Origin of the sequence: Pseudomonas kuykendallii, from assembly GCF_900106975.1 — a bacterium.
Classification (GTDB): Bacteria; Pseudomonadota; Gammaproteobacteria; order Pseudomonadales; family Pseudomonadaceae; genus Pseudomonas_O; species Pseudomonas_O kuykendallii.
Genome location: NZ_FNNU01000003.1, coordinates 598,722 through 624,164, shown reverse-complemented (window position 1 = coordinate 624,164; position 25,443 = coordinate 598,722). Strand labels below are relative to the sequence as shown.

Annotated in this window: 22 protein-coding genes; 17 read left to right on the top strand and 5 right to left on the bottom strand. The window is 68.0% G+C overall.

Annotated elements, in window-relative coordinates:
- Positions 1 to 111 precede the first annotated feature (111 nt).
- The 9 genes from ppc to BLV15_RS12865 all read left to right on the top strand — a co-directional run bounded on the left by ppc (position 112) and on the right by BLV15_RS12865 (position 8,927).
- Entirely contained in the window at positions 112 to 2,748 is a 2,637-nt protein-coding gene (ppc, locus tag BLV15_RS12905; RefSeq protein WP_090228815.1) for a phosphoenolpyruvate carboxylase, read from the top strand.
- A 278-nt stretch (positions 2,749 to 3,026) separates the two neighbouring features.
- Complete coding sequence (adk, locus tag BLV15_RS12900; protein WP_090228812.1) at positions 3,027 to 3,674, top strand: adenylate kinase; 648 nt, start codon at positions 3,027 to 3,029, stop codon at positions 3,672 to 3,674.
- A gap of 118 nt (positions 3,675 to 3,792) precedes the next feature.
- Complete coding sequence (tsaB, locus tag BLV15_RS12895; protein WP_090228810.1) at positions 3,793 to 4,470, top strand: tRNA (adenosine(37)-N6)-threonylcarbamoyltransferase complex dimerization subunit type 1 TsaB; 678 nt, start codon at positions 3,793 to 3,795, stop codon at positions 4,468 to 4,470.
- Between the two features lie 151 nt (positions 4,471 to 4,621).
- The gene (locus BLV15_RS12890) at positions 4,622 to 4,975 is read left to right on the top strand and encodes a hypothetical protein (RefSeq protein ID WP_090228808.1); all 354 of its coding nucleotides are present in this window, start codon (positions 4,622 to 4,624) and stop codon (positions 4,973 to 4,975) included.
- On the top strand, positions 4,975 to 5,829 hold the full coding sequence (locus BLV15_RS12885; protein WP_090228805.1) for a DUF72 domain-containing protein: 855 nt from the start codon (positions 4,975 to 4,977) through the stop codon (positions 5,827 to 5,829). The genes BLV15_RS12890 and BLV15_RS12885 overlap by 1 nt, the downstream gene beginning before the upstream one ends.
- Before the next feature lie 34 nt (positions 5,830 to 5,863).
- Positions 5,864 to 6,691 carry an isocitrate lyase/PEP mutase family protein gene (locus BLV15_RS12880; protein WP_090228803.1) on the top strand — a complete coding sequence of 276 codons (828 nt, stop codon included), beginning with the start codon at positions 5,864 to 5,866 and terminating at the stop codon, positions 6,689 to 6,691.
- A 3-nt stretch (positions 6,692 to 6,694) separates the two neighbouring features.
- On the top strand, positions 6,695 to 7,375 hold the full coding sequence (locus tag BLV15_RS12875) for an extensin-like domain-containing protein (RefSeq protein WP_090228799.1): 681 nt from the start codon (positions 6,695 to 6,697) through the stop codon (positions 7,373 to 7,375).
- A gap of 160 nt (positions 7,376 to 7,535) precedes the next feature.
- On the top strand, positions 7,536 to 8,312 hold the full coding sequence (locus tag BLV15_RS12870; protein WP_090228798.1) for a class I SAM-dependent methyltransferase: 777 nt from the start codon (positions 7,536 to 7,538) through the stop codon (positions 8,310 to 8,312).
- A 135-nt stretch (positions 8,313 to 8,447) separates the two neighbouring features.
- Positions 8,448 to 8,927, top strand: coding sequence for a carboxymuconolactone decarboxylase family protein (locus BLV15_RS12865; RefSeq protein WP_090228794.1), 480 nt, complete (start codon positions 8,448 to 8,450; stop codon positions 8,925 to 8,927).
- Here BLV15_RS12865 and BLV15_RS12860 read toward each other — a convergent pair.
- Positions 8,920 to 9,567 (bottom strand): TetR/AcrR family transcriptional regulator, encoded by a 648-nt coding sequence (locus BLV15_RS12860; RefSeq protein WP_090228793.1) that lies wholly within the window; start codon positions 9,565 to 9,567, stop codon positions 8,920 to 8,922. The genes BLV15_RS12865 and BLV15_RS12860 overlap by 8 nt on opposite strands.
- Positions 9,568 to 9,663: 96 nt before the next feature.
- On the opposite strand from BLV15_RS12860, the gene BLV15_RS12855 reads away from it, so the two are divergent.
- Together BLV15_RS12855 and BLV15_RS12850 are read left to right on the top strand one after the other, a co-directional pair.
- A complete protein-coding gene (locus BLV15_RS12855) occupies positions 9,664 to 10,767 on the top strand; it encodes an efflux RND transporter periplasmic adaptor subunit (protein ID WP_090228790.1) in 1,104 nt (367 codons plus the stop codon).
- 6 nt (positions 10,768 to 10,773) lie between these two features.
- The gene (locus BLV15_RS12850) at positions 10,774 to 13,836 is read left to right on the top strand and encodes an efflux RND transporter permease subunit (protein ID WP_090228788.1); all 3,063 of its coding nucleotides are present in this window, start codon (positions 10,774 to 10,776) and stop codon (positions 13,834 to 13,836) included.
- A gap of 976 nt (positions 13,837 to 14,812) precedes the next feature.
- On the opposite strand, the gene hemH is transcribed toward BLV15_RS12850, so the two are convergent.
- Entirely contained in the window at positions 14,813 to 15,829 is a 1,017-nt protein-coding gene (gene hemH, locus BLV15_RS12840; RefSeq protein ID WP_090228782.1) for a ferrochelatase, read from the bottom strand.
- Positions 15,830 to 16,098: 269 nt separating this feature from the next.
- Between hemH and BLV15_RS12835 the strand changes: the two genes are divergently transcribed.
- The 4 genes from BLV15_RS12835 (at position 16,099) to BLV15_RS12820 (ending at position 20,146) form a co-directional block, all read left to right on the top strand.
- Positions 16,099 to 17,085 (top strand): NAD(P)/FAD-dependent oxidoreductase, encoded by a 987-nt coding sequence (locus BLV15_RS12835; protein ID WP_090228780.1) that lies wholly within the window; start codon positions 16,099 to 16,101, stop codon positions 17,083 to 17,085.
- Between the two features lie 109 nt (positions 17,086 to 17,194).
- Positions 17,195 to 18,163: a YbgA family protein gene (locus BLV15_RS12830; protein ID WP_090228777.1), complete on the top strand. Its 969-nt coding sequence runs from the start codon at positions 17,195 to 17,197 to the stop codon at positions 18,161 to 18,163.
- Positions 18,164 to 18,205: 42 nt separating this feature from the next.
- A complete protein-coding gene (gene phrB / locus BLV15_RS12825; RefSeq protein WP_090228775.1) occupies positions 18,206 to 19,627 on the top strand; it encodes a deoxyribodipyrimidine photo-lyase in 1,422 nt (473 codons plus the stop codon).
- 201 nt (positions 19,628 to 19,828) lie between these two features.
- Complete coding sequence (locus BLV15_RS12820; protein WP_090228772.1) at positions 19,829 to 20,146, top strand: YkgJ family cysteine cluster protein; 318 nt, start codon at positions 19,829 to 19,831, stop codon at positions 20,144 to 20,146.
- A gap of 46 nt (positions 20,147 to 20,192) precedes the next feature.
- Here BLV15_RS12820 and BLV15_RS12815 read toward each other — a convergent pair whose 3' ends face one another.
- The gene (locus BLV15_RS12815) at positions 20,193 to 21,470 is read right to left on the bottom strand and encodes a uracil-xanthine permease family protein (RefSeq protein WP_090228770.1); all 1,278 of its coding nucleotides are present in this window, start codon (positions 21,468 to 21,470) and stop codon (positions 20,193 to 20,195) included.
- Between the two features lie 2 nt (positions 21,471 to 21,472).
- On the bottom strand, positions 21,473 to 22,111 hold the full coding sequence (gene upp / locus BLV15_RS12810) for a uracil phosphoribosyltransferase (protein ID WP_090228767.1): 639 nt from the start codon (positions 22,109 to 22,111) through the stop codon (positions 21,473 to 21,475).
- 256 nt (positions 22,112 to 22,367) lie between these two features.
- Here upp and BLV15_RS12805 point away from each other — a divergent pair, with 256 nt between their 5' ends.
- Positions 22,368 to 22,925 (top strand): hypoxanthine-guanine phosphoribosyltransferase, encoded by a 558-nt coding sequence (locus BLV15_RS12805; protein ID WP_090228765.1) that lies wholly within the window; start codon positions 22,368 to 22,370, stop codon positions 22,923 to 22,925.
- 333 nt (positions 22,926 to 23,258) lie between these two features.
- On the opposite strand, the gene dauA is transcribed toward BLV15_RS12805, so the two are convergent.
- Positions 23,259 to 24,986: a C4-dicarboxylic acid transporter DauA gene (gene dauA / locus BLV15_RS12800; RefSeq protein WP_090228763.1), complete on the bottom strand. Its 1,728-nt coding sequence runs from the start codon at positions 24,984 to 24,986 to the stop codon at positions 23,259 to 23,261.
- A gap of 142 nt (positions 24,987 to 25,128) precedes the next feature.
- Here dauA and BLV15_RS12795 point away from each other — a divergent pair, with 142 nt between their 5' ends.
- Positions 25,129 to 25,416 carry a PA4642 family protein gene (locus BLV15_RS12795; RefSeq protein WP_090228760.1) on the top strand — a complete coding sequence of 96 codons (288 nt, stop codon included), beginning with the start codon at positions 25,129 to 25,131 and terminating at the stop codon, positions 25,414 to 25,416.
- Positions 25,417 to 25,443: the final 27 nt, after the last annotated feature.

Here is a 25,443-nt window from a genome sequence, read left to right as displayed (position 1 = left end):
GTTGGGTTTGATCGCCCGATGGCGGGCTCATGGGTTTGAACAACTTCGTCCGTGCTCGTTCAGATTGATTGCCGGCCCACCGCCGGCGTGAACGATCGGAGGAGAACCGGCATGGCGGAAATCGACGCACGACTGCGCGAGGACGTTCATCTGCTCGGCGAGCTGCTGGGCGACACCATCCGTGCGCAACACGGCGAGGACTTCCTCGAACGCATCGAGCGCATTCGCAAGGGAGCCAAGGCCGCCCGGCGCGGCTCGGAGGAGGGCGCCCAGCAGCTGGGCGAGACCCTCGACGGGCTGCGCGAGGACCAGTTGCTGCCGGTGGCGCGGGCGTTCAACCAGTTCCTCAACCTGGCCAACATCGCCGAGCAGTACCACCGCATCCGCCGCCGGCGCACCGATGAAGCGCCTCCGTTCGAAACTCACGTGCTCGGCGAGCTGCTGGCGCGCCTGCGTGGCGACGGGCATGCCGGCGATGCCCTGGCGAAGCAGTTGGCGGGCCTGGAGATCGAACTGGTGCTCACCGCGCACCCGACCGAGGTGGCGCGCCGCACGCTGATCCAGAAGTACGACGCCATGGCTGCCCAGCTTGCTGTGCAGGACCACGATGATCTCGGCGCGGCGGAGCGCGACGAGGTTCGCGACAACCTGCAGCGGCTGATCGCCGAGGCCTGGCACACCGAGGAAATCCGCCGCGTCCGGCCGACCCCGGTGGACGAGGCCAAGTGGGGCTTCGCGGTGATCGAGCATTCCCTCTGGCACGCCCTGCCGCGCGTGCTGCGTGGCGTCGATCGGACCTTGCAGGACTGCTGCGGAGAGCGGCTGCCGCTGGATGCCGCGCCGATCCGCTTCGCCTCCTGGATGGGCGGCGACCGCGACGGCAACCCCAATGTCACCGCGGCCGTTTCCCGCGAAGTGTTGCTGCTGGCGCGCTGGATGGCCGCCGACCTGTACCTGCGCGATGTCGACCGGCTTGCCGCCGACCTGTCCATGCAGCAGGCCAGCGACGCACTACGCGCGCGTGCCGGCGATACCCCGGAGCCTTATCGGCAGGTGCTCAAGACCCTGCGCGAACGCCTGCGGGCGACCCGCAGCTGGGCGCAGTCGGCGTTGCGCGAATCCCTGGCGCCCGGTGCCGCGGTGCTGCAGCACACCGACGAACTGCGTGAGCCGCTGGAGCTGTGCTACCGCTCGCTGCATGAGTGCGGCATGGGCATGATCGCCGACGGTGCGCTGCTCGACTGCCTGCGCCGGGTGTCCAGCTTCGGCCTGTTCCTGGTCCGCCTGGACCTGCGCCAGGACGCCGCACGACACGCCGCTGCCCTCGGTGAGATCACCGAATACCTTGGCCTGGGTCGCTACGGCGAATGGGACGAGGCGCGGCGCCTGGCCTTTCTGCAGGAGGAGTTGAAGAATCCCCGGCCACTGCTGCCGGCGGATTACCAGGCCAGCGAAGACACCGCCGAAGTGCTCGCCACCTGCCGCGTCGCCGCGCAGGCCCCGGCGGAATCGCTGGGCTCCTACGTCATCTCCATGGCCGGCGCCGCCTCGGACATCCTCGCCGTGCAACTGCTGCTCAAGGAGTCCGGCCTGCGCCGGGCGCTGCGTGTGGTGCCGCTGTTCGAGACCCTCGCCGACCTGGACAACGCCGGCCCGGTGATCGAGCGACTGCTGGGCCTGGCCGATTACCGCGCCAGCCTGTGCGGGCCGCAGGAAGTGATGATCGGCTACTCGGATTCGGCCAAGGATGCCGGCACCACGGCGGCGGCCTGGGCGCAGTACCGCGCGCAGGAGCGGCTAGTGGAAATCTGTCGCGAGCAGCAGGTCGAACTGCTGCTGTTCCATGGCCGTGGCGGCACCGTCGGGCGCGGCGGCGGCCCGGCGCACGCGGCGATCCTCTCGCAGCCGCCGGGCTCGGTGAACGGGCGCTTCCGCACCACCGAGCAGGGCGAAATGATCCGCTTCAAGTTCGGCCTTCCGGCGATCGCCGAGCAGAACCTCAACCTCTACCTGGCTGCCGTTCTCGAGGCGACATTGCTGCCGCCGCCCGTGCCGCAGGCGCACTGGCGCGAGCAGATGGATCGCCTTGCCGCCGATGGCGTGGCGGCGTACCGCGCGGTGGTCCGCGAGAACCCGCAGTTCGTCGATTATTTCGGCCAGGCGACCCCGGAGCAGGAGCTCGGTCGCCTGCCGCTGGGCAGTCGTCCGGCCAAGCGTCGCCAGGGCGGCGTCGAAAGCCTGCGGGCCATCCCGTGGATCTTCGCCTGGACCCAGACCCGCCTGATGCTGCCCGCCTGGCTGGGCTGGGAGCGCGCGCTGGGCAACGCCCTGGCGCGCGGCGAAGACGAGACGCTGCGCGAGATGCGTGAGTCCTGGCCGTTCTTCCGCACCCGCATCGACATGCTGGAAATGGTCCTCGCCAAGGCCGACGCCGACATCGCCCGACTCTACGACGAACGCCTGGTGGAACCCTCGCTGCGGCCGCTTGGAGCGCAGCTGCGCGACCTATTGTCACAGGCTTGCGCGGCGGTGCTAGGCCTGACCGGGCAGTCCCAGTTGCTCGGCCACAGTCCCGAGACGCTGGAGTCGATCAGCGTGCGCGACGCCTATCTCGACCCGCTGCACCTGCTCCAGGTCGAGCTGCTGGCGCGCTCGCGGCAATCCCCGGCGGAACCCGACGCACCGCTGGAGCAGGCGCTGCTGGTGAGTGTGGCGGGGATCGCCGCGGGTCTGCGCAACACCGGTTAGTGCCGTTGCCCGAGGGCGGGAACGCAAGGGGGAGTTCAGTGCCCAGCGGTCGCATTTACGACCGTCTGCCGGGTGCGTCGCGACCGCTCGCCGGGCCCGGCACAGGCGTGCGAAAGGCGGTCAAGGCTCCGACTTTGGGCGGCTTGTGCCGCTTCGGTGCGCTGTGTATCTTGGTCAACCTTTGGGCGGGCCCTGTAGCCCGCGCTGCCGCCGCAACCGGTATAGAGATCGGCCCCAAGAGGCCGGTCCGACGACTTACTACTTTGAGGAGCAAAGCGATGCGCGTGATTCTGCTGGGGGCACCCGGTGCCGGCAAAGGTACTCAAGCTCGCTTCATCACCGAGAAGTTCGAGATCCCGCAAATTTCCACCGGCGACATGCTGCGTGCAGCCGTCAAGGCCGGAACCGAGCTGGGCCTCAAGGCCAAGAGCGTGATGGACAGCGGCGGCCTGGTGTCCGACGACCTGATCATCAACCTGGTCAAGGAACGCATCGCCCAGCCCGACTGCGCCAAGGGCTTCCTCTTCGACGGCTTCCCGCGGACCATCCCGCAGGCCGAGGCGCTGAAGCAGGCCGGGGTGAAGATCGACTACGTGGTGGAAATCGCCGTCGACGACGAGGAAATCGTCAGCCGCATCGCCGGTCGTCGCGTGCACCCGGATTCGGGCCGCGTTTACCACATCGAGCACAACCCGCCGAAAGTCGCGGACGTCGACGACCTCACCGGCGAAGCGCTGATCCAGCGCGACGACGACAAGGAAGCGACCGTGCGTCATCGCCTGTCGGTGTACCACTCGCAGACCAAGCCGCTGGTGGACTTCTACCAGCAGCTCGCGGCCGTCGAGGGCACGCCGAAATACACCGCCGTACAGGGCGTGGGCTCGGTCGAGGAAATCACCGCCAAGGTGTTCGCCGCGCTGAGCTGACCCACCGCGTTCCGAACGGCCCGCTCGCGGGCCGTTTTCGTTTGCGCCGTACACCGCAGCGAGCGGCACGCTGCGGCTATAATGCGCGGCCTTTTCCTCCCTCACTGCGGACCCACCGATGACCACCTTGCTGGCCCTGGACACCTCCACCGAAGCCTGTTCCGTTGCCTTGCTCCATGAGCAGCGGGTGCTGGTGCGTCACGAGGTGATCCCGCGCCTGCATGCCCAGCGGCTGCTGCCGATGATCGGCGAGATCCTCGCCGAGGCCGGCATCGGCATGAGTGCGCTGGACGCCATCGCGTTCGGCCGGGGCCCTGGTGCCTTCACCGGCGTGCGTATCGCCATCGGCGTGGTTCAGGGCCTGGCGTTCGCCCTGGAGCGGCCAGTGCTGCCGATCTCCGATCTCGCCGTGCTTGCCCAGCGCGCTCACCGCGAGCACGCCGCCACCCAGGTCGCCGCGGCCATCGATGCGCGCATGGACGAGGTGTACTGGGGTTGCTATCGGCTGGAGGCTGGCGAGATGCGTCTGCTCGGCGCCGAGGCCGTCCTGCCGCCCGAACGCGTCGGCCTGCCGCGCGACGCCGCCGGCAACTGGTTCGGCGCGGGCACGGGTTGGGGATACGTGGCGCGCTTGCCGGTGGCGCCGCAGGCACTGGACGCCAGTCTGTTGCCGCACGCCGAAGACCTGCTCGCGCTCGCCGGTTTCGCCTGGGCGCGCGGCGAAGGTGTCGAAGCCGATGCGGCGCAGCCCGTGTATCTGCGCGACAACGTGGCGACGCCCAAGGCACCGCTCTAGAAACCGCTCGGCGGGGTGGCTGAACGGGGCCTGCGCGGCCCGGTCGGAGCAGGTGTGGGGCGCCGTTCATCCGCGTTCCTGGCCGCCGTGCCGGGGACGATTGCCAGCCTCCAGGCGACCGATTAGAGTGGCGCGACCTTGAGGTTATCCAATGCGTATCGACGGTTATACATCCCCCTACACAGCGGATCGCTCCTCCCGACAGGGAACGGCGATCGCGCCCTACCGCGACGTTTCGCGCGGGGATGGGCTGCGCCGGGAAGATGCCACCTCGACGGCCGCCAGCCAGGACTTCGAGAACATCGCGCAGCCGCGTCAGGTCGAGCCGAGCAAGACCGCCCGCGAGTCGAACGACGACAGCCTGCCCATCGTCCGTTACACCGACACCTACGAACGCCCGGTGACCAGCCGCGCCGCCCAGGCCCTGGCCAGCTACAGCACCACCGCCAGCTACGCCAGCGAGCTGGACGCCAACGAAGTCCTCGGACTCGACCTCTACGCCTAGTGCCGCTCCCGTACTTTCTCGGTTGCCCTTCCTGGAACGATGCCGCCTGGCGTGGTTCGGTGTTTCCGCGCGAGGCGGCCGCCGAAGACTTCCTCGCCCATTACTGCCACCTGTTCAACAGCGTCGAGGGCAACACGACCTTCTACGCCTGGCCGGATGCCGCCAAGGTCGCCCGCTGGGCGCAGACCCTTCCGGCGAATTTCCGCTTCTGCGCCAAGCTGCCGAAGGAGATCAGCCACGAGGGCGACCTGCGTGACAACCTCGCCAGCGCCCGGCGCTTCCTCGCGCTGATGGCGCCACTGGGCGAGCGCCTGCAGCCGCTCTGGCTGCAACTGCCGCCGGCCTTCGGGCCGCAGCGCCTGGCCGAGCTGGGCGATTTCATCGATGCATTGGGCGCGCGCTCGCTGGCGGTCGAGGTGCGGCATGCGCAGTTCTTCGATGCCAGCGATGCGGAGCGGGCGCTCAATCGGCTGCTGCGCGACCGGGGTGTGGAACGCATCTGCCTGGACGCCCGCGCGCTCTTCGCCTGCCGCAGCGACGACCCGGCGGTGCTCGATGCGCAGCGGCGCAAACCGCGCCTGGCGTCGGTGCGGCCGACGTCCTTCAGCGCCTCGCCGCAGGTGCGCTTCATCGGCGGGCCGGATCTCGACGCCAACGACGCGCACCTGACGCGCTGGGTCGATAAGCTCGCCGAGTGGATCGAGCAGGGCCTGACGCCGCACATCTACCTGCACACGCCGGACAACCGGTTGGCCGGCGAGCAGGCCAAGCGCTTCCACGAGCGACTGCGCCGGCGCCTGCCCGGCCTGCAGGCGCTCCCGGAGTTGCGCACGTCGCAGCTCGATCTGCTTTGAGGGTAAGGTCGACTTTTTTGCGGAGGGCTATTCGATGACGTCCCAGGAATCTCGCGGCCAGGCGTTCAAGGCGCTGCACGCGCGCGACGGCGCGTTCGTCATCCCCAATCCCTGGGATGCCGGCTCGGCGAAGCTGCTCGCGGCACTGGGCTTCCCGGCGCTGGCCACCACCAGCGCCGGCCTGGCCTTTTCCCTCGGCCGCCCGGACGGCGAGGGCGCGCTGGACCTGGAGCAGACCCTGGCGAATGCGCGCAGCATCGTCGAGGCCACGCCGTTGCCGGTCAGCGCCGACCTGGAGAACGGTTTCAGCGCCACCGCCGAAGGCTGCGCCGAGGCGATCCGCCGGGCCGCGGCGGTCGGCCTGGTCGGCGCCTCGATAGAGGACGCCAGCGGCGATGCGGCGCTGCCGATACATCCGTTCGAGGAGGCCGTGCAGCGCGTGCGTGCGGCGGCGCAGGCGGCACGCGGCCTGGACTTTCCCTTCATGCTCACCGCGCGGGCGGAAAACCTGCTGCACGGCCGCGACGACCTGCGCGACACGCTGCGCCGCCTGGAGGCTTACGCCGAAGCCGGCGCCGACGTGCTTTACGCGCCAGGCCTCATCCGTCGCGAAGACATCGCCGCCGCCGTGCGCGCGGTGGCGCCCAGGCCGCTGAACGTACTGATGGGCCTGTCCGGCGGCGCTTTGTCGGTCGATGAGCTGGCCGGGCTCGGCGTTCGCCGGATCAGCGTCGGCTCGTCGCTGGCGCGCGCGGCCTACAGCGGCTTCTTCCAGGCGGCGCGTGAGATCGCCAGCAGCGGGACCTTCGCCTACGCCGCGCGCGGGTTGAGCTTCGCCGAACTCAACGAGGCCTTTCGTTAGCCGATGCGCAAGTTCCTCCTGCTGGTGCTGATCCTCGCCGCGCCGGTCGTGGCGATCTGGCGCGGCTGGTGGGACGTGCCACCGCAGTGGAACCCCTGGGCGCCGCTGGATGTGCGCCTGGAGCCGAACCTGCTGACGCCGCTCAAGCTGATCCGCCTGCAGCAGGACCGCGAGCTGTGCGCACAAGCGCTGCAGAGCTCCGCGCTGCGCTACAGCGCCGTCGCCGATGGCCCGGTGTCCGGTTGTCCGATCGAGAACGCCGTGCGCGTGCAGGCGTCGGAGCTGGCCTTCAGCGGCTCCTTCGTCGCCACCTGCCCGCTGGCGGTGGCCTATGCGATGTTCGAGCGGCACGGCCTGCAGCCCGCCGCGCAGGCGGTGTTCGGCCAGCCGGTGACGCGCATCGAGCACTTCGGCAGCTTCGCCTGCCGCAACATCGCCGGTAGCACGCGGCGCAGCCAGCACGCCTCGGCGAATGCCTTCGACATCGCCGGCTTCCGCCTGCGTGACGGCCGGCGCATCACCGTGGCGCGCGACTGGAAGGGCGATGACGACGCGGCGCGCTTCCTCCGGCTGGTCCACGACGCCGCCTGCGGCAGTTTCAACACCACCCTCGGGCCGCAATACAACGCCGCCCATCACGACCATTTCCATGTCGACATGGGGCTTTACCGGATGTGTCGCTGAGCGCCGGCCTTGCGGCGAGAAATCAGCCACCGACCACTCCTCTGCCGCCCGCACACATGGAACAGCTGGTACGCGTGCGCTTTGTCGGGACCGGCTTGCGGGCGCGCGTCACGGCGGCTTCTGGCAGAATGGCCGCCCCTCATCGCCTGCCCCGAGCACCATGACCGACCTGCCGACCCTGCGCGTCGAAGCGCTTTCCGCCGACCATTGCGCCGCCGCCGAGCGCTGGGCGCAGCGCCTCGGCCTGCCGTTGCAGGGCGACGCGGCGTTCGCCGTGCAGGTGGGCGCCGAGGGCTTGCAGTTCGTCGAGCTGGGCGATGCCGCGCCGGGCCCGGTGCGGGTGGATTTCCTCGAGGGCGCGGTGGCGCACCGGCGGCGTTTCGGTGGCGGCAGCGGGCAGATGATCGCCAAGGCGGTCGGCGTCGGCGCAGGCATTCGGCCGTCGGTACTGGATGCCACCGCCGGGCTGGGACGCGATGCCTTCGTGCTCGCGACCCTGGGCTGCACGGTCAGCCTGATCGAGCGCCAGCCGCTGATCGCCGCCCTGCTGGAAGATGGTCTGGCCCGCGCCGCCGGCGATGCGGAGGTCGGTTCGATCGTCGCGCGCATGCGCCTGTTGGTGGGCAACGCCATCGAGCTGATCGGCGCCTGGCAGGACGAGGCGCCCCAGGTGATCTACCTCGACCCGATGTTCCCGCATCGCGACAAGAGCGCGCTGGTGAAGAAGGAGATGCGCCTGTTCCGCCCGCTGGTGGGCGACGACATGGACGCGCCGGCGCTGTTGCAGGCCGCGCTGGCGCTGGCCAGCCACCGCGTGGTGGTGAAGCGCCCGCGCAAGGCGCCGCCGATCGAAGGCGCCAAGCCGGGCTACAGCCTGGACGGCAAGTCCAGCCGCTACGACATCTATCCGCTGAAAAAACTGGTCGCCGTCGGCTGATCGCTTGCCCGTCCATGTCCCAGTCAAACAGCTGAAACTTGGCTCTACGTGACTAGGCCATCGCCCCGTACAGTCGTCTCCACCGGGCCACCACGGCATTCGCCGTAACGGCCTTCAGACCTGCGGAGCACGACCATGAGCCAACGTCTCGACTACTACAAGCTGTCCCCCGACGCCGCCGCCCTGTACGCGGAATTCAGCGTTCTGCTGAACAAGAAACCCTTTCTCGCCGAGATCGCCCATCTGGTGACGCTGCGCGCGTCGCAACTGAACGGCTGCGCCTTCTGCGTCGACATGCACGTCAAGGAAGCCAAGATTCACGGCGAGCGTGAGTTGCGCCTGCACCACGTCGCCGTGTGGCGCGAGTCGCCATTGTTTTCCCCGCGTGAACGCGCGGCGCTGGAATGGACCGAGGCGCTGACCCACCTGCCGCCGCACGGCGTGCCGGACGCGATCTTCGAGGCGGTGCGCGAGCAGCTGTCCGAGCAGGAAGTGGCCGACCTGTCCTTCCTGATCATCGCGATCAACGGCTGGAACCGCCTGAGCGTCGCCTTCCGCGCCGTGCCCGGCTCGGCCGACAAGCTCTACGGCTTGCACAAGGCCAACCTCAGCTGAGGGGCGGGATGCGGTACGCGCGCAGGAACAGTTCAACCACGTCGCACACGTGGGCCTGTTCGTCTTCCGCGCTTTGCGCTTCGGCGCAGCCGATCAGGTGGCGGAAGTGGTGGCCGCCCTTGACCAGGCAGAAAAAATGCTCGGCGGCGCCGTGCGGATCGGCGATGCGCAGCTTCCCGGCGCGATCCACCTCGGCCAGCAGCCGCGCCATCTCCTCGATCACCTGCTTCGGCCCGGCCTCGTAGAACAGCTGCGAGAGCCGCGGGTTGGAGCTTGCCAGGGCGATCATGGTGCGGTGCAGGCCCACCGATTCCGCGCTGTTGATCAGGCTGTAGAAACCCAGCCCGATCCTCATCAGCAGCGCCTCGATGGGCGCCTCCTCGGTCAGTTCGAACAGCAGGTCGGGCAGCTGTTCTTCGCACTTGGCCTTCACCGCGGCAGCGAACAGCGTCTCCTTGTCGTTGAAGTGGCTGTACACCGTGAGCTTGGAAACCCCGGCGTGGGCGGCGATGGCGTCCATGCTGCTGCCGTCGTAGCCCTGCCTCAGGAACAGGCATTTCGCCGCCTCGAGAATGGCCTTGCGCTTGGCGGGGTCCTTGGGCCGGCCGGGGCCGTTACCGGGAAAAGATTTGTCTGACATTTTCGCCGTTTAAATACTGGACTGGTGAGTTTTCTATTTTTACTATACCCGCCAGTATAAGAATTCCAAAACGCCGTCTGCGAAGGGCCACCGATCATGTCACCCCGTTTCCTCGCTCCGCTTTCCGTCCTGTCCCTCGCGCTGGCGCTCGGCGCTTGCGAAAAACCCCAGGCGCCGCCGGCTCCGCCGCGCCCGGCGATGGTGGTGCAGCCGCAGCCGGCGGGTGCCGCCTCGGAGAGCTTTCCGGGCGAGGTACGCGCGCGCTACGAGCCGGAGCTGGCGTTCCGCATCGGCGGCAAGGTGACCCAGCGTCTGGTGGAAGTGGGCGAGCGGGTCAAGAAGGACCAGCCGCTGGCCGAGCTTGACCCGCAGGACGTGCGCCTGCAGCTGGACGCCAGCCGCGCGCAGGTCGCCGCCGCCGAGGCCAACCTGCAACTGGCCAAGGCCGAGCGCGAGCGTTATCAGCGCCTGCTCGACCGGCAGATGGTCAGCCGCTCGCAGTACGACAGCGCGCATAACGGCTTCCTTTCGGCCGAGGCTCGCCTGCGGCAGATTCGCGCCGAGTTCAACGTCGCCAACAACCAGGCCGGCTACGCGGTGCTGCGTGCGCCGCAGGACGGCGTGATCGCCAGCCGGCGCTTCGATGTCGGGCAGGTGGTTTCCGCCGGGCAGACGCTGTTCAGCCTGGCGGTGGATGGCGAGCGCGAGGTGGCGATCAACCTGCCCGAGCACGCCTTCGAGCGCTTCCGCATCGGCCAGCCGATCGAGGTGGAACTCTGGTCGCAGCCCGGCCAGCGTTACCCGGCGCACATCCGCGAGCTGTCGCCGGCCGCCGACGCGCAGTCGCGCACCTTCCCGGCACGGGTCGCCTTCGACGTTGGTACGGTGCCCGCGGAGCTCGGCCAGAGTGCCCGGGTGTTCGCCAGCACCGGCGCCGCCCAGGCCCTGGCGGTGCCGCTGTCGGCATTGTCGGCGGAGAACGGCGCGCCCTTCGTGTGGCGGGTCGACCCGCAGACCGCCACGCTGAAGCGCACGCCGGTGCGCATCGGCGCCTACGGCGAAACCCTGGTTCCGGTACTCGAGGGCCTCCAGGCCAGCGACTGGGTGGTGGCGGCCGGCGTGCAGGTGTTGCGCGAAGGCCAGCAGATCCGTCCGGTGGATCGCGACAACCGTGCGATCAAGCTGGCAGCCAAGGAGTAAGCGGCGATGGGCTTCAATCTTTCCGCCTGGGCGCTGAAAAACCGCCAGATCGTGCTCTACGTGATGTTGCTGATCGCCATCGTCGGCGCGCTGTCCTACAGCAAGCTGGGGCAGAGCGAGGACCCGCCGTTCACCTTCAAGGCCATGGTCATCCAGACCAACTGGCCGGGCGCCAGCGCCGAAGAGGTGTCGCGGCAGGTCACCGAGCGCATCGAGAAGAAGCTGATGGAGACCGGCGAGTACGAGCGCATCGTCTCGTTCTCGCGTCCCGGGCTTTCCCAGGTCACCTTCATGGCCCGTGACTCCATGCATTCGGTGGAAATCCCCGAGCTCTGGTACCAGATCCGCAAGAAGGTCAGCGACATCCGCCATACCCTGCCGGCCGGCATCCAGGGGCCGTTCTTCAACGACGAGTTCGGCACCACCTTCGGCAACATCTATGCGCTGACCGGCGGCGGCTACAGCTACGCCGTGCTCAAGGACTACGCCGATCGCATCCAGTTGCAACTGCAGCGGGTCAAGGACGTCGGCAAGGTCGAACTGGTCGGCCTGCAGGACGAGAAGGTCTGGATCGAGCTGTCCAACGTCAAGCTGGCCACCCTCGGCCTGCCGATGAGCGCGGTGCAGCAGGCGCTCGAGGCGCAGAACGCGGTCGCCTCGGCGGGTTTCTTCGAGACCGCCAGCGACCGCGTGCAGCTCCGCGTCACCGGGCGCTTCGAGTCGGTGGAGGAGATCCGCGACTTCCCGATCCGCGTCGGCGACCGCAGCTTCCGCATCGGCGACGTCGCCGAGGTCAAGCGCGGCTTCAACGACCCGCCGGCGCCGCGCATGCGCTTCATGGGCGAGGACGCCCTCGGCCTGGCGGTGTCGATGAAGCCCGGCGGCAATATCCTGGTGCTCGGCGAGGCGCTGGAGCACGAGTTCGCGCGTATCCAGGAAACGCTCCCGGCGGGCATGCAGCTGCGCAAGGTGTCCGACCAGCCGGCGGCGGTGAAGACCGGCGTCGGCGAATTCGTCCGCGTGCTCGCCGAGGCGCTGGGCATCGTCCTGCTGGTGAGTTTCTTCTCGCTGGGCATGCGCACCGGGCTGGTGGTGGCGTTGTCGATCCCGCTGGTGCTGGCGATGACCTTCGCCACCATGCGCTACTTCGATATCGGCCTGCACAAGATTTCCCTCGGCGCGCTGGTGCTGGCGCTGGGGCTGCTGGTGGACGACGCGATCATCGCGGTGGAGATGATGGCGATAAAGATGGAGCAGGGCTACGACCGGCTGAAGGCGGCCAGCTACGCCTGGACCAGCACCGCGTTCCCGATGCTCACCGGTACGCTGATCACCGCCGCCGGCTTCCTGCCGATAGCCACCGCGCAGTCCGGCACTGGCGAATACACCCGCTCGATCTTCCAGGTGGTGGCCATCGCGCTGGTGGTGTCGTGGTTCGCCGCGGTGGTCTTCGTTCCCTACCTGGGCGACCGCCTGCTGCCGGACCTGGCCAAGCGCCACGCGCAGAAGCACGGCGAGGGCGCCCACGACCCGTACTCGACGGCCTTCTACCTGCGCGTGCGGCGGCTGGTCGGCTGGTGCGTGCGCTACCGCAAGACGGTGATCGTGTTGACCCTGGCGACGTTCGTCGGCGCGGTGCTGCTGTTCCGTTTCGTGCCGCAGCAGTTCTTCCCGGCGTCCGGCCGGCTCGAGCTGATGGTCGACTTCAAGCTCGCCGAGGGCGCCTCGCTGGTGGCGACCGAAGCCGAAGTGCGGCGTCTGGAGAAGATGCTCGCCGAGCGTCCGGGCATCGACAACTTCGTCGCCTATGTCGGCACCGGTTCGCCGCGCTTCTACCTGCCGCTGGACCAGCAGTTGCCGGCCACCAGCTTCGCTCAGTTCGTGGTGCTGGCGAAGTCCATCGAGGAGCGCGAGGCGCTGCGCGTCTGGCTGATCCAGACCCTCAACGAGCAGTTCCCGAGCCTTCGCACCCGCGTCTCGCGCCTGGAGAACGGCCCGCCGGTGGGCTACCCGATCCAGTTCCGCGTGTCCGGCGAGCACATCGACGAGGTCCGCGGTCTGGCGCGCCAGGTCGCCGACAAGGTGCGCGAGAACCCGCACGTCTCCAACGTCCACCTGGACTGGCAGGAGCCGAGCAAGGTCGTCTACCTGAATGTCGACCAGGAACGCGCGCGGGCGCTGGGCGTGACCACCGCCGACCTGTCGAGCTTCCTGCAAAGCGCGGTCTCGGGCTCCAGCGTGAGCCAGTACCGCGAGGACAACGAGCTGATCGAAATCCTCCTGCGCGGCACCCCGCGCGAGCGGCAGGACCTCGCCTTGCTGCCGAGCCTGGCGATGCCCACCAGTAACGGGCGCAGCGTGGCGCTATCGCAGGTGGCGACCCTGGAGTACGGCTTCGAGGAAGGCATCATCTGGCACCGCGACCGCCTGCCCACGGTCACCGTGCGCGCCGACATCTACGGCACCGAGCAGCCGGCGACCCTGGTCAAGCAGATCGAGCCGACCTTGCAATCGATCCGCGAGCAGTTGCCCGATGGCTACCTGCTGCAGGTCGGCGGCACGGTCGAGGATTCGGCCAAGGGGCAGAACTCGGTGAACGCCGGCGTGCCGCTGTTCATCGTGGTGGTGCTGAGCCTGTTGATGCTGCAGCTGAAGAGCTTCTCGCGCACGCTGATGGTGTTCCTCACCGCGCCGCTGGGGCTGATCGGCGTGACGCTGTTCCTGCTGCTGTTCAATCAGCCGTTCGGCTTCGTGGCGATGCTCGGCACCATCGCGCTGTCGGGCATGATCATGCGCAACTCGGTGATCCTGGTGGACCAGATCGAACAGGACATCGCCGCCGGGCAGCGCCGCTGGGACGCGATCATCGACGCGACGGTACGGCGTTTCCGGCCGATCGTGCTGACCGCCCTGGCGGCGGTGCTGGCGATGATTCCGCTGTCGCGCAGCGTATTCTTCGGGCCGATGGCGGTGGCGATCATGGGCGGGTTGATCGTGGCGACGGCGCTGACACTGCTGTTCCTGCCGGCGCTTTATGCGGCCTGGTTCAGGGTGAGGGAAGAGTGGTAGGGGCGTTTTGTAGCTCCGTAGTTTCGTAGGGTGGATCGCGCTTTATCGATCCACCGGGCGGTGTAACGGTGGATGAGGAGTGTGTCATCCACCCTGCATTTCTGGCGCGTTGCGTTTTGCCGCTGGCGCTGGTGTACATCCTTCACCTGCGTTTGCTTTTGGGCCCGGATTGCGCCCCTGACGGGCGCCTCACTTTCTTTGCTCGTGCAAAGAAAGTAAGCAAAGAAACACGCCCCCTGCATCCGGGTCTCGCTTTGCGAGACTCCCCTCACTCCGGCACCGCTCCACGGGCCCGCCGCGAAGGGCCATCCCTGGCCCATCGCGGCTCTCGCGGCATCCATGCCGCTCAACCCGTTACGCAATGCCTGCGTTCGGCCTCCTGAAAGGGGGATTCCGCGCCGTTTGATAGATCGCAGCCAAGTTAACCGTTGATCGCGAGCAAGCTCGCTCCTACAGAGAGCGGATCCGGACGTGGGCGGTGAGCGTGCAGAAGCCACCGGACCCTGTAGGAGCCAGCTTGCTGGCGATCGCTTTTCTGCACTTCCCGCTTCTGCTCTTCGTTCATCGAACCCTCAGACACCACCGATCGCCCCTTCAGGAGGCCGAGTGGAATCGTCGTATAGGGGAGTGAGCCGCATGGATGCGGCGAGAGGCGTAAAGGGCCATGGATGGCCTTGTACGCCGCCCCCCGGAGCGGCGATGGAGCGAGGGAAGTCTCGCGCAGCGAGACGGGGACGCCTAGTTCCGTATGGCGGGGCTAGACCTTTTGGTTCCTTTTGGGGCAATGCCAAAAGGAGCCCGCTCAGCAGAGCGGAGCCCCTGCTTCAAATCGCTCGATAATTCAGTTCGTAGGGTGGATCGCGCCTCACCGATCCACCAGCGGTGTAACGGTGGATGAAAAGAGCGTCATCCACCCTACATGTCCGAGATTTACATCACCCCGGCGCGGTTACACAGGTCAGGCCAACGGCCAGTCCTAGACCACCACCCGCTCACACAGCCTGACCAATGCCTCCACCCACCGTGGATGGCTGTTCACGCAGGGCACCAGCTTCAGCTCGCCGCCGCCGGCCTCGGCGAACTGTTCCTGGCCGCGCTGGCCGATCTCCTCGAGGGTTTCGATGCAGTCGGCGACGAACGCCGGGCACATCACCAGCAGCTTGCCGACGCCCTGCGCGCCGAGTTCGCCGAGGCGGGTTTCGGTGTAGGGCTCGATCCACTTGTCGCGGCCCAGGCGCGACTGGAAGGACACCGACCACTGGTCCGGACGCAATCCGAGGCGTTCGGCGAAGGCTTCGGCGGTGCGCTGGCACTGGCTGCGGTAGCAGACCGCGAGCACTTCGTCGCTGACGCCCTTGCTGTCCGGCGCGCGCAGGTCGTGCTTGGGCTGTTTCACCAGCTTGCGGATGTGCCGTTCGGGCAGCCCGTGGAAGCTCAGCAGCAGGTGATCGAAGCCTTCGTCCAGGTAGGGCCTGGCGCTCTCCACCAGCGCATCGAGGTATTCCGGTTCGGCGAAGAAGGGTTGCAGCACGCCCATGCGGATATCCAGCCCGTGCTGCGCGATGACCCGCTTCGCCTCCTCGATCACCGTGGTGGTGGTGCTCTGGGCGAACTGCGGGTAGAGCGGTGCCAGCGTCACTTTGCGCACGCCCTGGGCGGCCAGCTCGCGCAGGGTGTTTTCCAGCGACGGCTCTCCGTAGCGCATCGCCAGCGCGACCGGGCCGTGCGGCCAGTGGGGGCGCACGGCTTCCTGCAACTGGCGGCTGAGGACGATCAGCGGCGAGCCCTCGTCCCACCAGATCGAGGCATAGGCGTGCGCCGACTGCTCCGGGCGGCGGATCAGGATCAGCGAGACCAGCAGCCGGCGCAGCGGCCACGGCAGGTCGACCACGTATGGGTCCATGAGGAACTGGTTCAGGTAGCGCCGCACGTCGTCCACCGAGGTGGAGGCGGGCGAACCCAGGTTGACCAGCAGCAGGGCGTGATCGGTCATGCGTGATCCTTAGGCGTGGCGTCGTGGGTCGATTATACGAAGCGGCCGGCGCGCCGCACCGCTAGAGAAAATTCATCGGGGCGATCGAGACTGCGGGACAGGGCCGCAGGCAGGTCGCGGGTCGGCATTTCCCCGGTCGCGCGAATGGACGCGTGACGTGTTCCCGGGTTGGCTCTAGGCTGAACTGTGTCGCGAAGACGTGTCCAAACTGTACAGCGCAAGAAATTGTACAGGAGCCAGCCTGCAGTCGAAGGCTCACGAGGTAATTCATGACTACTCCCATCGCCATCATCGGCACCGGCCTCGCCGGTCTTTCCGCGGCCCATGCGCTGCTGGACGCCGGCCAAGAGATTCGTTTGTTCGACAAGAGCCGCGGCAGCGGCGGTCGCATGGCCAGCAAGCGCAGCGAGGCGGGCGCGCTGGATATGGGCGCGCAGTACTTCACCGCGCGCGACCGGCGCTTCGCCGAGGTGGTGCAGCAATGGCTCCAGCGCGGCTGGGTCGCCGAATGGTCGCCGAGCCTCTATCAATTCCAGAACGGTCAACTGAGCGCCTCGCCGGACGAGCAGGTTCGCTTCGTCGGCACGCCGCGCATGAGTTCGATCACCCGCGCCCTGCTCAGTGCGCTGCCGGTGGAGTTCAACTGCCGCATCGTCGACGTCTTCCGCGGCGAGGAGAACTGGACCCTGCAGGACACCGAAGGCCGCAGCCACGGGCCGTTCAGCTCGGTGATCATCGCCACCCCGGCGCCGCAGGCGACGGCCCTGCTGGCGGCCGCGCCGAAGCTGGCCGGGGCCGCGGCCACGGTGGCGATGGAGCCGACCTGGGCGGTGGCGCTGGCCTTCGCCACGCCGCTGGAAACCGGGCTGGAGGGCTGTTTCGTGCAGGACGGCCCGCTCGACTGGCTGGCGCGCAACCGTTCCAAACCCGGACGCGACAACCAGCCCGACACCTGGGTGCTGCACGCCACCAGCGCCTGGACCCGGCAGCACCTGGACATGCCCAGGGAGCAGGTCATCGAGCACCTGCACGGCGCCTTCGCCGAGATGATCGGCTGCGCGGTGCCGGCGCCGACGTTCACCCTGGCGCACCGCTGGCTATATGCGAAGCCGTCGCTCGCCCATCAGTGGGGGACGCTGGCGGATGTCGATCTCGGCCTCTATGCCTGCGGCGACTGGTGCCTGTCCGGGCGCGTCGAGGGTGCCTGGCTGAGCGGCCAGGAAGCCGCACGCAAGCTGCTGGAGCACCGCCGCTGATCCGTCGTCGCAGGGTGCCGAGGGCCGTCGCGGGTTGACTTGGTGAACGCTTTCTTGAACGATCAAAGTTGTACGCGATCAATTTCCTGTACAACTTTGGAGAGTCCATATGGCCAGTGCTATTCCCGCATCGACAAAGCCCCGGCTCGGCATCAGCGCCTGCCTGATGGGCTCCGAGGTGCGCTTCAATGGCGGCCACAAGGAGTCGCGCTTGTGCAGCCAGGCACTGGCGCAGCACGTCGAGTTCGTCGCGCTCTGTCCCGAGGTCGCCATTGGCCTGGGCATTCCGCGTGCGGCGATCCGTCTGATCGATCATCCCCAAGGGCCGCGCGCGGTGGATAGCCGTGATCCGTCCCGCGATCACACCCAGGCGCTGCACGACTACGGCCAGCGCATGGCGGCCGAGCTGAATGGCCTGAGCGGCTACATCTTCATGCAGAAGTCGCCGTCCTGCGGGCTGCACCGGGTCAAGCTGCATGGCGACAACGGCAACCCGGTGGAGGGCGGCGGGCGCGGCATCTTCGCGGCTGCCGTCACCGAATTGCTGCCGGACCTGCCGGTGGAGGAGGAGGGCCGGCTCAACGATCCGGTGCTGCGCGAGAACTTCCTCACCCGCGTGTTCGCCTACGCCGAATGGCAGGCGCTGCTGCGCGACGGCCTGACCCGTAGCGCGATCATCGGCTACCACTCGCGCTACAAGTACCTGCTGATGGCCACCGACCCGGTGCAGTACAAGTCCATCGGCCGGCTGCTCGGCAGCCTCGGCGAGCACGATCCGCAGGCGCTCGGCCCGCGCTATTTCAGCGCGCTGATGAGGGCGCTGCGCAAATGCGCCACCCGCGGCACCCACAGCAACGTGTTGCAGCACCTGAGCGGTTACCTGCGCGGCAACCTGGACAGCGACCAGCGCCAGGAAATCCAGCAACTGATTGAGCAGTACCGCCAGGGCATCGTGCCGCTGGTGGTGCCGATGACGCTGCTCAAGCATCACTTCCGCCAGCACCCGCATCCCTACATCGAGCGCCAGGCCTACATGCAGCCGCATCCCGAGACCCTCAGCCTGCGCAACGCCCTCTGAACCTCGCGGCATCGCGCCGCGCTCCACCGGATAAGGACCTCCATGTCCCAACTGATCTGGTTCCGCAGCGACCTTCGCGTGCAGGACAACAGCGCCCTGCACGCCACCCTCGGCGCGGGGCCGACCCTCGCCGTCTACCTGATCGCTCCCGGGCAATGGCGGCGGCATGACGACGCCGACTGCAAGGTCGACTTCTGGCTGCGCAACCTCGCCGAATTGCGCGAGGCGCTCGGCGCACTGAACGTGCCGCTGCTGATTCGCCAGGCGGACGACTGGAGCACCGCGCCGAGCTTGATCGCCGCCCTGTGCCGCGAGCATGGGATCCGCGCGGTGCAGGTGAACGACGAGTACGGCGTCAACGAAAGCGCGCGCGACGCGGCGGTGGAGCAGGCGCTGAAGGCCGACGGCGTGGCCTTCCGCCGGCACCTGGACCAGCTGTTCTTCGCTCCGGGCAGTGTGCTCACCCAGTCCGACGGCTATTTCAAGGTCTACGGGCAGTTCCGCAAGCAATGCCTCCAGCGCCTGTACGCCGCCTTGCCACATTGCCTGCCGGCGCCCAGGGCTCAGGCGCCGATGAAGCTGGCCAGCGATCCGCTGCCGAAGACGGTCGAGGGTTTCGCCACGCCCTCCCGTTCGCTGATCGAGCTGTGGCCGGCCGGCGAGCGCGCCGCGCTGAAGCGCCTGGATGCCTTCGCCGATGAGGACATCGGCGATTACCACGTCGAACGCGACTTCCCCGCGCAGCCCGGCACCAGCCGCATCGGCGCCTACCTCGCGGCCGGCGTGGTCTCCCCGCGGCAGTGCCTGCACGCCGCTCTGGCCAGCAACGGCGGCGAGTTCGACAGCGGCAATCCGGGCGTCACCACCTGGATCGACGAGCTGCTCTGGCGCGAGTTCTACAAGCACATCCTGGTCGGCTACCCGCGGGTGTCCATGCACCGGGCGTTCAAGCCGGAAACCGAGCGGCTGCCCTGGCGCCACGCGCCGGCGGACCTGGAAGCCTGGCAGCAGGGGCGCACCGGGATTCCCATCGTCGACGCGGCGATGCGGCAGATGCTTGCTTGTGGCTGGATGCACAACCGCCTGCGGATGATCAGCGCGATGTTCCTCAGCAAGAACCTGCTGATCGACTGGCGCGAGGGCGAGCGCTGGTTCATGCGCCACCTGATCGACGGCGACCTAGCGGCGAACAACGGCGGCTGGCAGTGGAGCGCCTCCACCGGGACCGACTCGGTGCCGTACTTCCGCATCTTCAACGCGGTCAGCCAGTCGCAGAAGTTCGACCCGCACGGCGACTTCATCCGCGAGTGGGTGCCGGAGCTGGCCGGGATCAAGGGCAAGCAGGTCCATTCGCCAGGCGCCAAGGGCAGCGACCTGTTCGGCCGCGCGGATTACCCGGCGCCGATCGTCGACCTCGGCGAAAGCCGCCAGCGCGCCCTGGCCGCGTTCAAGAACCTGCGCTAGGCGGCCCCCGCAGTAGCTCGCGGTGCGCACGGCGCACCAATGGCGTCCCGGCGTTCCCCGGTGCGCATGGCGCACCCTACGGCAGTGGCCCGGCGACGCGCTCCCGTAGGGTGCGCCGCGCGCACCGGCGGTGTCCGTGCGACGCAAGCCAGCCATCCACCCAGGGCCTGCTACGGGCGCCACAGGCGTACACTGCGCGGCATGTCCGACTCCTCCCGCCACATTCCCCATCACCAGATCGCCGAGCCCGCGGTGTCCTGCTCGACCTGCGCGGCCTGTTGCTGTCGGCTGGAGGTGCTGCTGCTCGGCGACACCGGCGTGCCCGAACGCTACATCGACACCGCGGAGTGGGGCGGCGACGTGATGTGCCGGCTAGACGACGGCTGGTGCGTGGCGCTGGATCGCGACAGCATGCGCTGCACCATCTACGTGAACCGGCCGCAGGTGTGTCGGGATTTCGAGCTGGGTTCGGCGGAGTGCATGGACGAGCGCGAGGGCATCGTCGGCGCCTATCGCTAGGCGGGAAGGGGCGCCGCCGCACCGAGGGCACGGCGGCGGGAGCGAATCACTCCTTGGCGTCGAGCTCCTGGGGCTCGATCAGCGGCTTGTTCTTCCAGCCGGCGCCGCCCGGCAGCAGCAGGTTCAGGCCGATGGCGACGATGCCGCACAGCGAGATGCCTTTCAGGCCGATGTCGCCGTTGCCGATGACCATGCCGCCGATGCCGAACACCAGGGTCACCGAAACGATCACCAGGTTGCGCGCCTCGGCCATGTCCACCTGGTGGCGGATCAGGGTGTTCAGGCCGACCACCGCGATCGATCCGAACAGCAGGCAGAGAATGCCGCCCATCACCGGGACCGGAATGCTCTGCAGGCCGGCGCCGAACTTGCCGATGAAGGCCAGGACGATGGCGAAGCCGGCCGCCCAGGTCATGATCTTCGGGTTGTAGCTCTTGGTCAGCATCACCGCGCCGGTGACTTCGGCGTAGGTGGTGTTGGGCGGGCCGCCGAACAGGCCGGCGGCCGAGGTGGCCAGGCCGTCGCCGAGCAGCGTGCGATGCAGGCCGGGTTTCTTCAGGTAGTCGTTGCCGGTCACGCCACCGACCGCGATGACCCCGCCGACGTGTTCGATGGCCGGCGCCAAGGCGACAGGAACCATGAACAGGATCGCGCCCCAGTGGAATTCCGGCGCGACGAAGTGCGGCATGGCCAGCCAGGGCGCGGCGGCGATGCCGGCGGTGTCGACCAGTCCGAAGGCGAACGACAGCCCGTAGCCAACGACCACGCCGGCGAGGATCGGCACCAGGCGGAAGATGCCCTTGCCGTAGATCGCCACCAGCAGCGTAGTCAGCAGCGCCGGCATCGACACCAGCATCGCCGTGCCGTAGGGAATCAGCTGCGCGCTGGCGTCGCCGGTCTTGCCCATGGCCATGTTCACCGCCACCGGCGACAGGCCCAGGCCGATGGAGATGATCACCGGGGCGATCACCACCGGCGGCAGCAGGCGGTCGATGAAGCCGACGCCCCTGATCTTCACCGCGAGGCCCAGGAAGGTGTAGACGAAGCCCGCGGCGACCACGCCGCCGAGCACCGCCGGCAGGCCGAACTCACCCTTGGCGACGATGATCGGCGCGATGAAGGCGAAGCTCGAGGCGAGGAACACCGGCACCTGGCGGCCGGTGACCAGCTGGAACAGCAGGGTCCCGAGGCCGGCGGTGAAGAGGGCAACGTTGGGGTCCATGCCGGTGATCAGCGGCATCAGCACCAGCGCGCCGAAGGCGACGAAGAGCATCTGTGCACCGGAAATGATCTGCTTCCATAGCGGATCGTTGTACTGCTGCATGCTCAGTTGTCCTTCTGCTTGGTGCCGAAGATCTTGTCGCCGGCATCGCCCAGGCCCGGGATGATGTAACCCTGCTCGTTGAGGTGCGAATCGATAGAGGCGGTGTAGATCGCCACGTCGGGATGCGCCTCGGTGACCGCCTTGATGCCTTCCGGCGCGGCGACCAGCACCAGCGCGCGGACTTCCTTGCAGCCGGCCTTCTTCAGCATGTCGATGGTGGCGATCATCGAGCCGCCGGTGGCCAGCATCGGATCGATGATCAGCGCCAGACGCTGGTTCAGCTCGCCTACCAGTTTCTCCAGGTAGGTGTGCGCGGCGAGGGTTTCCTCGTTGCGCGCCAGGCCGACGACGCTGACCTTGGCACCGGGAATCAGGCTGAGCACGCCGTCGAGCATGCCGATGCCGGCGCGCAGGATCGGCACCACGGTGATCTTCTTGCCGGCGATCTTCTCCACCTGCACTTCGCCGCACCAGCCTTCGATGGCGCAGGTTTCCAGCGGCAGGTCGTTGGTCGCTTCGTAGGTCAGCAGCGCGCCGACTTCCTGGGCCAGTTCGCGAAAATTCTTGGTGCTGATGTCGGCGCGGCGCATCAGGCCGAGCTTGTGGCGGATCAGCGGATGGCGGATCTCACGGATGGGCATGGGAATTGGTCTCCGGCGGGCAAAAAAATCGCGATAGAGTACTGCATTGGCTGGCTCAACGGGCGTTCCGCAGTATGTTGCATAGGCTATTTTTGCGCTGGGTCAGTTCCCCGCGAAGCGGGTCGCCTTCCCCCGCGGCCCGGTGCCGAACGATGTCTCCGCGGGCTTGCGGGGCGGGGGCTGGATAGGTACCTTTGCCGCCCTTCCAAGCTGACGCCCCGATCAACTTCGCCGTCCCACCCATGAGGAAACCGCCATGTCCGCCGAGCTCGCCCACATTCGCCAGGTGATGGCGGAAGCCGATTGCCTGCACTCCGAAGCCGAAGTGGAGGCGGCCATCGCGAAGATGGCGCTGGCCATCAACGCCGAGCTGGCGGAGCGCAACCCGGTGGTGTTCTGCGTGATGAACGGCGGCCTGATCTTCTCCGGCAAACTGCTGCCGAAACTGAACTTCCCGCTCGAACTGTCGTACCTGCACGCGACCCGCTACCGCAACCAGACCAGCGGCGGCGAGCTGTTCTGGAAGGCCAAGCCGGAAATCTCCTTCATGGACCGCGACGTGCTGATCATCGACGACATCCTGGACGAGGGACACACCCTGGCGGCGATCATCGACTTCTGCCGCCATGCCGGTGCCGCCAACGTGCACACCGCGGTGCTGGTGGACAAGGATCACGACCGCAAGGCGCGGCCGGACCTGAAGGCGAACTACGTCGGCCTGTCCTGCGTCGATCGCTACGTCTTCGGCTATGGCATGGACTACAAGGGCTACTGGCGCAACGCGGCAGGCATCTACGCGGTGAAGGGACTCTGACGGACGGAAGCGCCGCGCGACGGTAGGGTGGGCCGCGCCTCATCGAACCACCGGGCGGTGTGGCGGTGGATAAGGCGAGCAGAGCGGATGACACTCTCGAGGCAACTGCCTCGGTGCGCATGGCGCACCCTACGGTGGCGAATGTGTAGGGTGCGCCGCGCGCACCGTCCATTGCGTAGGGTGGATCGCGCCTCATCGATCCACCGGTCGGTGTGACGGAGCGAGTAGGGCGGCCGACATCCACGAGGCTCGGGTAACCGCCTCGGTGCGCATGGTGCACCCTATGGTGGCGATTTGTAGGGTGCGCCGCGCGCACCGAACCGGTCTTCGGCCCTACCGCGCAATCTCCCCCTCCACCCAGCGCAGCGCCTTCTCCCTCGCCTGTTGCAGGTCGCGGACGTAGGCTAGCCGGCCTTCGTGGCGATGGATGCCGGCGCGGCGCAGCTTGAGGCGCACGCGCGGATGGGTGCCGACCAGGACCAGGCCGATGCCCTGCCGGCGGTAGTCGCCCAGCACGTTCTCCAGCGCCGCCAGCGCGGTCATGTCGAGCATGGGTACGGCGCTCAGTTCGACGATCACCACCTTCACTCCGGGGCTGAACTTGCGCAGCGCGCTGAGGGCCTTTTCCGCCGCGCCGAAGAACAGCGGCCCGCGGATGGCGTAGGCGGCGACGTGTTCCGGCAGGTCCTGCAGCGCCTGGTGAAAGCCGCGCGGCAGGGCGGCGGTGTCGGTCAGCTCGCTCATCCGCTTGATGAACAGCCCGGCGGCCAGCAGCAGGCCGACGCCCACCGCCAGCACCATGTCGAAGATCACGGTGAGCGCCAGGCAGGTCAGCAGCACCAGCACGTCGCTGCGCGGGGCGATCCTCAGCGTGTGCAGCACATGCGGCGGCTCGCTCATGTTCCAGGCCACCATCAGCAGCAGCGCGGCCAGCGCCGCCATGGGCAGGTAGCTGAACAGGGGCGCGAGCAGCAGCATGGCCGCCAGCACCACGCCGGAGTGGATCATCGCCGCCAGCGGCGAAAAGGCGCCGGCGCGCACGTTGGCGGCGCTGCGGGCGATCGCCGCGGTGGCGGTGATGCCGCCGAACAGCGGCGCCACCAGGTTGCCGATGCCCTGGCCGATCAATTCGGCGTTTGGGTCGTGCTTGCTGCCGCTCATGCCGTCGGCGACCACCGCGCAGAGCAGCGATTCGATGGCGCCGAGCATGGCGATGGCGAACGCCGGCGCGAGCAACTGGTGGATCAGCTCGAAGCTCAGCACCAGCGGCTGGCCGTCCGCGCCGGGCAGGTTCCAGGGCCAGGCGAAGGCCGGCAGGAACGGCGGGATGCCGGGATGACTGACGCCATCCTGCAGGTAGCTGAAGCGTTCGCCGAGGGTCGCCACCGGTAGGCCGAGGCGCTCCAGCAGCAGCCCGAGACACGCGCCCAGCAGCAGCGCCACCAGGTGCCCCGGCACCTTGCGGCTGACCCGTGGCCAGACAATCAGCAGCGCCAGACAGGTGATTCCCACCAGCGTGTCGCCGAGTTGCAGGCTGGGCAGCGCGCGCAGCAATGCGCCGAGTTGTTGCAGGTAATGCTGGGGGTGGCCATCCAGGCTCAGGCCGAGGAAGTCCTTCATCTGCAGGGTTGCGATGACGATGCCGATGCCGGCGGTGAAACCCAGCGTGACCGGATAGGGCACGAATTCGATCAGCCGCCCCGCGCGCAGCAGGCCGAGGGCGACGAGGATCAGCCCGGCGAGCAGGGTACACAGCAGCAGGCCGCCGATGCCGTACTGCTGGGTGATCGGCAGCAGGATCACCACGAAGGCGGCGGTCGGCCCGGAGATGTTGAAGCGCGAGCCGCCGAACAACGCGATCAGCGGCGCGCCGATCAGTACCGTGTAGAGCCCGTGTTGCGGCGGCACGCCGACGGCGATGGCGAGCGCCATGGCCAGGGGGATGGCGATCACCCCGACGGTCAGGCCGGCGGCGATGTCGCCGCGCAGGGCGTTCCATGAATAACCGGCGCGACGGGTCTGGCGCCAGGCGGCGAATAGCGGAGGAAAGGAAATCGACATGACGGCTCCAGGGCGGATGCCCGCCCAGTATACGGCGCGCGCCAGGCGCTTCGCATGACCTGAAGTGTCCGCCGCGTTGAGCCTCGTGCGCCGCGCGGAGTACACTGCCGGCCCCGTGAAATTCGCTGTGCTGGAGCCCAGAATGCGCAAAGACAAGAAACAGGTGATTGGTGAGGAAATCGGCGACGAGCCGATCAAGCTGTTTCTCGAGGTGGAGCCGGCCGATGACACGCCGCCCTCGCTGCACAAGCTGGTCAAGGCCTACCGCGGCCTGCGCGTCGACGACTTCGAGCGCTTCGTTCGTTTCTTCGTCGAGGCCGGCTACGACCTCGACGCCAAGGACGCACAGGGCAACGACTTCGTCGCGCTGATCCGCGACCAGCGCATGGCCGAGGCCTATATCGAGATCATCGAAGCCGCGCGCGGCTGAGCTTCTTCATCGAGCCGCCTGCCGTAG

What these genes read in the sequence shown, in the direction of transcription:
- ppc (WP_090228815.1), top strand. Translation starts at nt 112, where the DNA reads ATGGCGGAAATCGACGCACGACTGCGCGAGGACGTTCATCTGCTCGGC.
- adk (WP_090228812.1), top strand. Translation starts at nt 3,027, where the DNA reads ATGCGCGTGATTCTGCTGGGGGCACCCGGTGCCGGCAAAGGTACTCAA.
- tsaB (WP_090228810.1), top strand. Translation starts at nt 3,793, where the DNA reads ATGACCACCTTGCTGGCCCTGGACACCTCCACCGAAGCCTGTTCCGTT.
- BLV15_RS12890 (WP_090228808.1), top strand. Translation starts at nt 4,622, where the DNA reads ATGCGTATCGACGGTTATACATCCCCCTACACAGCGGATCGCTCCTCC.
- BLV15_RS12880 (WP_090228803.1), top strand. Translation starts at nt 5,864, where the DNA reads ATGACGTCCCAGGAATCTCGCGGCCAGGCGTTCAAGGCGCTGCACGCG.
- BLV15_RS12875 (WP_090228799.1), top strand. Translation starts at nt 6,695, where the DNA reads ATGCGCAAGTTCCTCCTGCTGGTGCTGATCCTCGCCGCGCCGGTCGTG.
- BLV15_RS12870 (WP_090228798.1), top strand. Translation starts at nt 7,536, where the DNA reads ATGACCGACCTGCCGACCCTGCGCGTCGAAGCGCTTTCCGCCGACCAT.
- BLV15_RS12865 (WP_090228794.1), top strand. Translation starts at nt 8,448, where the DNA reads ATGAGCCAACGTCTCGACTACTACAAGCTGTCCCCCGACGCCGCCGCC.
- BLV15_RS12860 (WP_090228793.1), bottom strand. Translation starts at nt 9,567, where the DNA reads ATGTCAGACAAATCTTTTCCCGGTAACGGCCCCGGCCGGCCCAAGGAC.
- BLV15_RS12855 (WP_090228790.1), top strand. Translation starts at nt 9,664, where the DNA reads ATGTCACCCCGTTTCCTCGCTCCGCTTTCCGTCCTGTCCCTCGCGCTG.
- BLV15_RS12850 (WP_090228788.1), top strand. Translation starts at nt 10,774, where the DNA reads ATGGGCTTCAATCTTTCCGCCTGGGCGCTGAAAAACCGCCAGATCGTG.
- hemH (WP_090228782.1), bottom strand. Translation starts at nt 15,829, where the DNA reads ATGACCGATCACGCCCTGCTGCTGGTCAACCTGGGTTCGCCCGCCTCC.
- BLV15_RS12835 (WP_090228780.1), top strand. Translation starts at nt 16,099, where the DNA reads ATGACTACTCCCATCGCCATCATCGGCACCGGCCTCGCCGGTCTTTCC.
- BLV15_RS12830 (WP_090228777.1), top strand. Translation starts at nt 17,195, where the DNA reads ATGGCCAGTGCTATTCCCGCATCGACAAAGCCCCGGCTCGGCATCAGC.
- phrB (WP_090228775.1), top strand. Translation starts at nt 18,206, where the DNA reads ATGTCCCAACTGATCTGGTTCCGCAGCGACCTTCGCGTGCAGGACAAC.
- BLV15_RS12820 (WP_090228772.1), top strand. Translation starts at nt 19,829, where the DNA reads ATGTCCGACTCCTCCCGCCACATTCCCCATCACCAGATCGCCGAGCCC.
- BLV15_RS12815 (WP_090228770.1), bottom strand. Translation starts at nt 21,470, where the DNA reads ATGCAGCAGTACAACGATCCGCTATGGAAGCAGATCATTTCCGGTGCA.
- upp (WP_090228767.1), bottom strand. Translation starts at nt 22,111, where the DNA reads ATGCCCATCCGTGAGATCCGCCATCCGCTGATCCGCCACAAGCTCGGC.
- BLV15_RS12805 (WP_090228765.1), top strand. Translation starts at nt 22,368, where the DNA reads ATGTCCGCCGAGCTCGCCCACATTCGCCAGGTGATGGCGGAAGCCGAT.
- dauA (WP_090228763.1), bottom strand. Translation starts at nt 24,986, where the DNA reads ATGTCGATTTCCTTTCCTCCGCTATTCGCCGCCTGGCGCCAGACCCGT.
- BLV15_RS12795 (WP_090228760.1), top strand. Translation starts at nt 25,129, where the DNA reads ATGCGCAAAGACAAGAAACAGGTGATTGGTGAGGAAATCGGCGACGAG.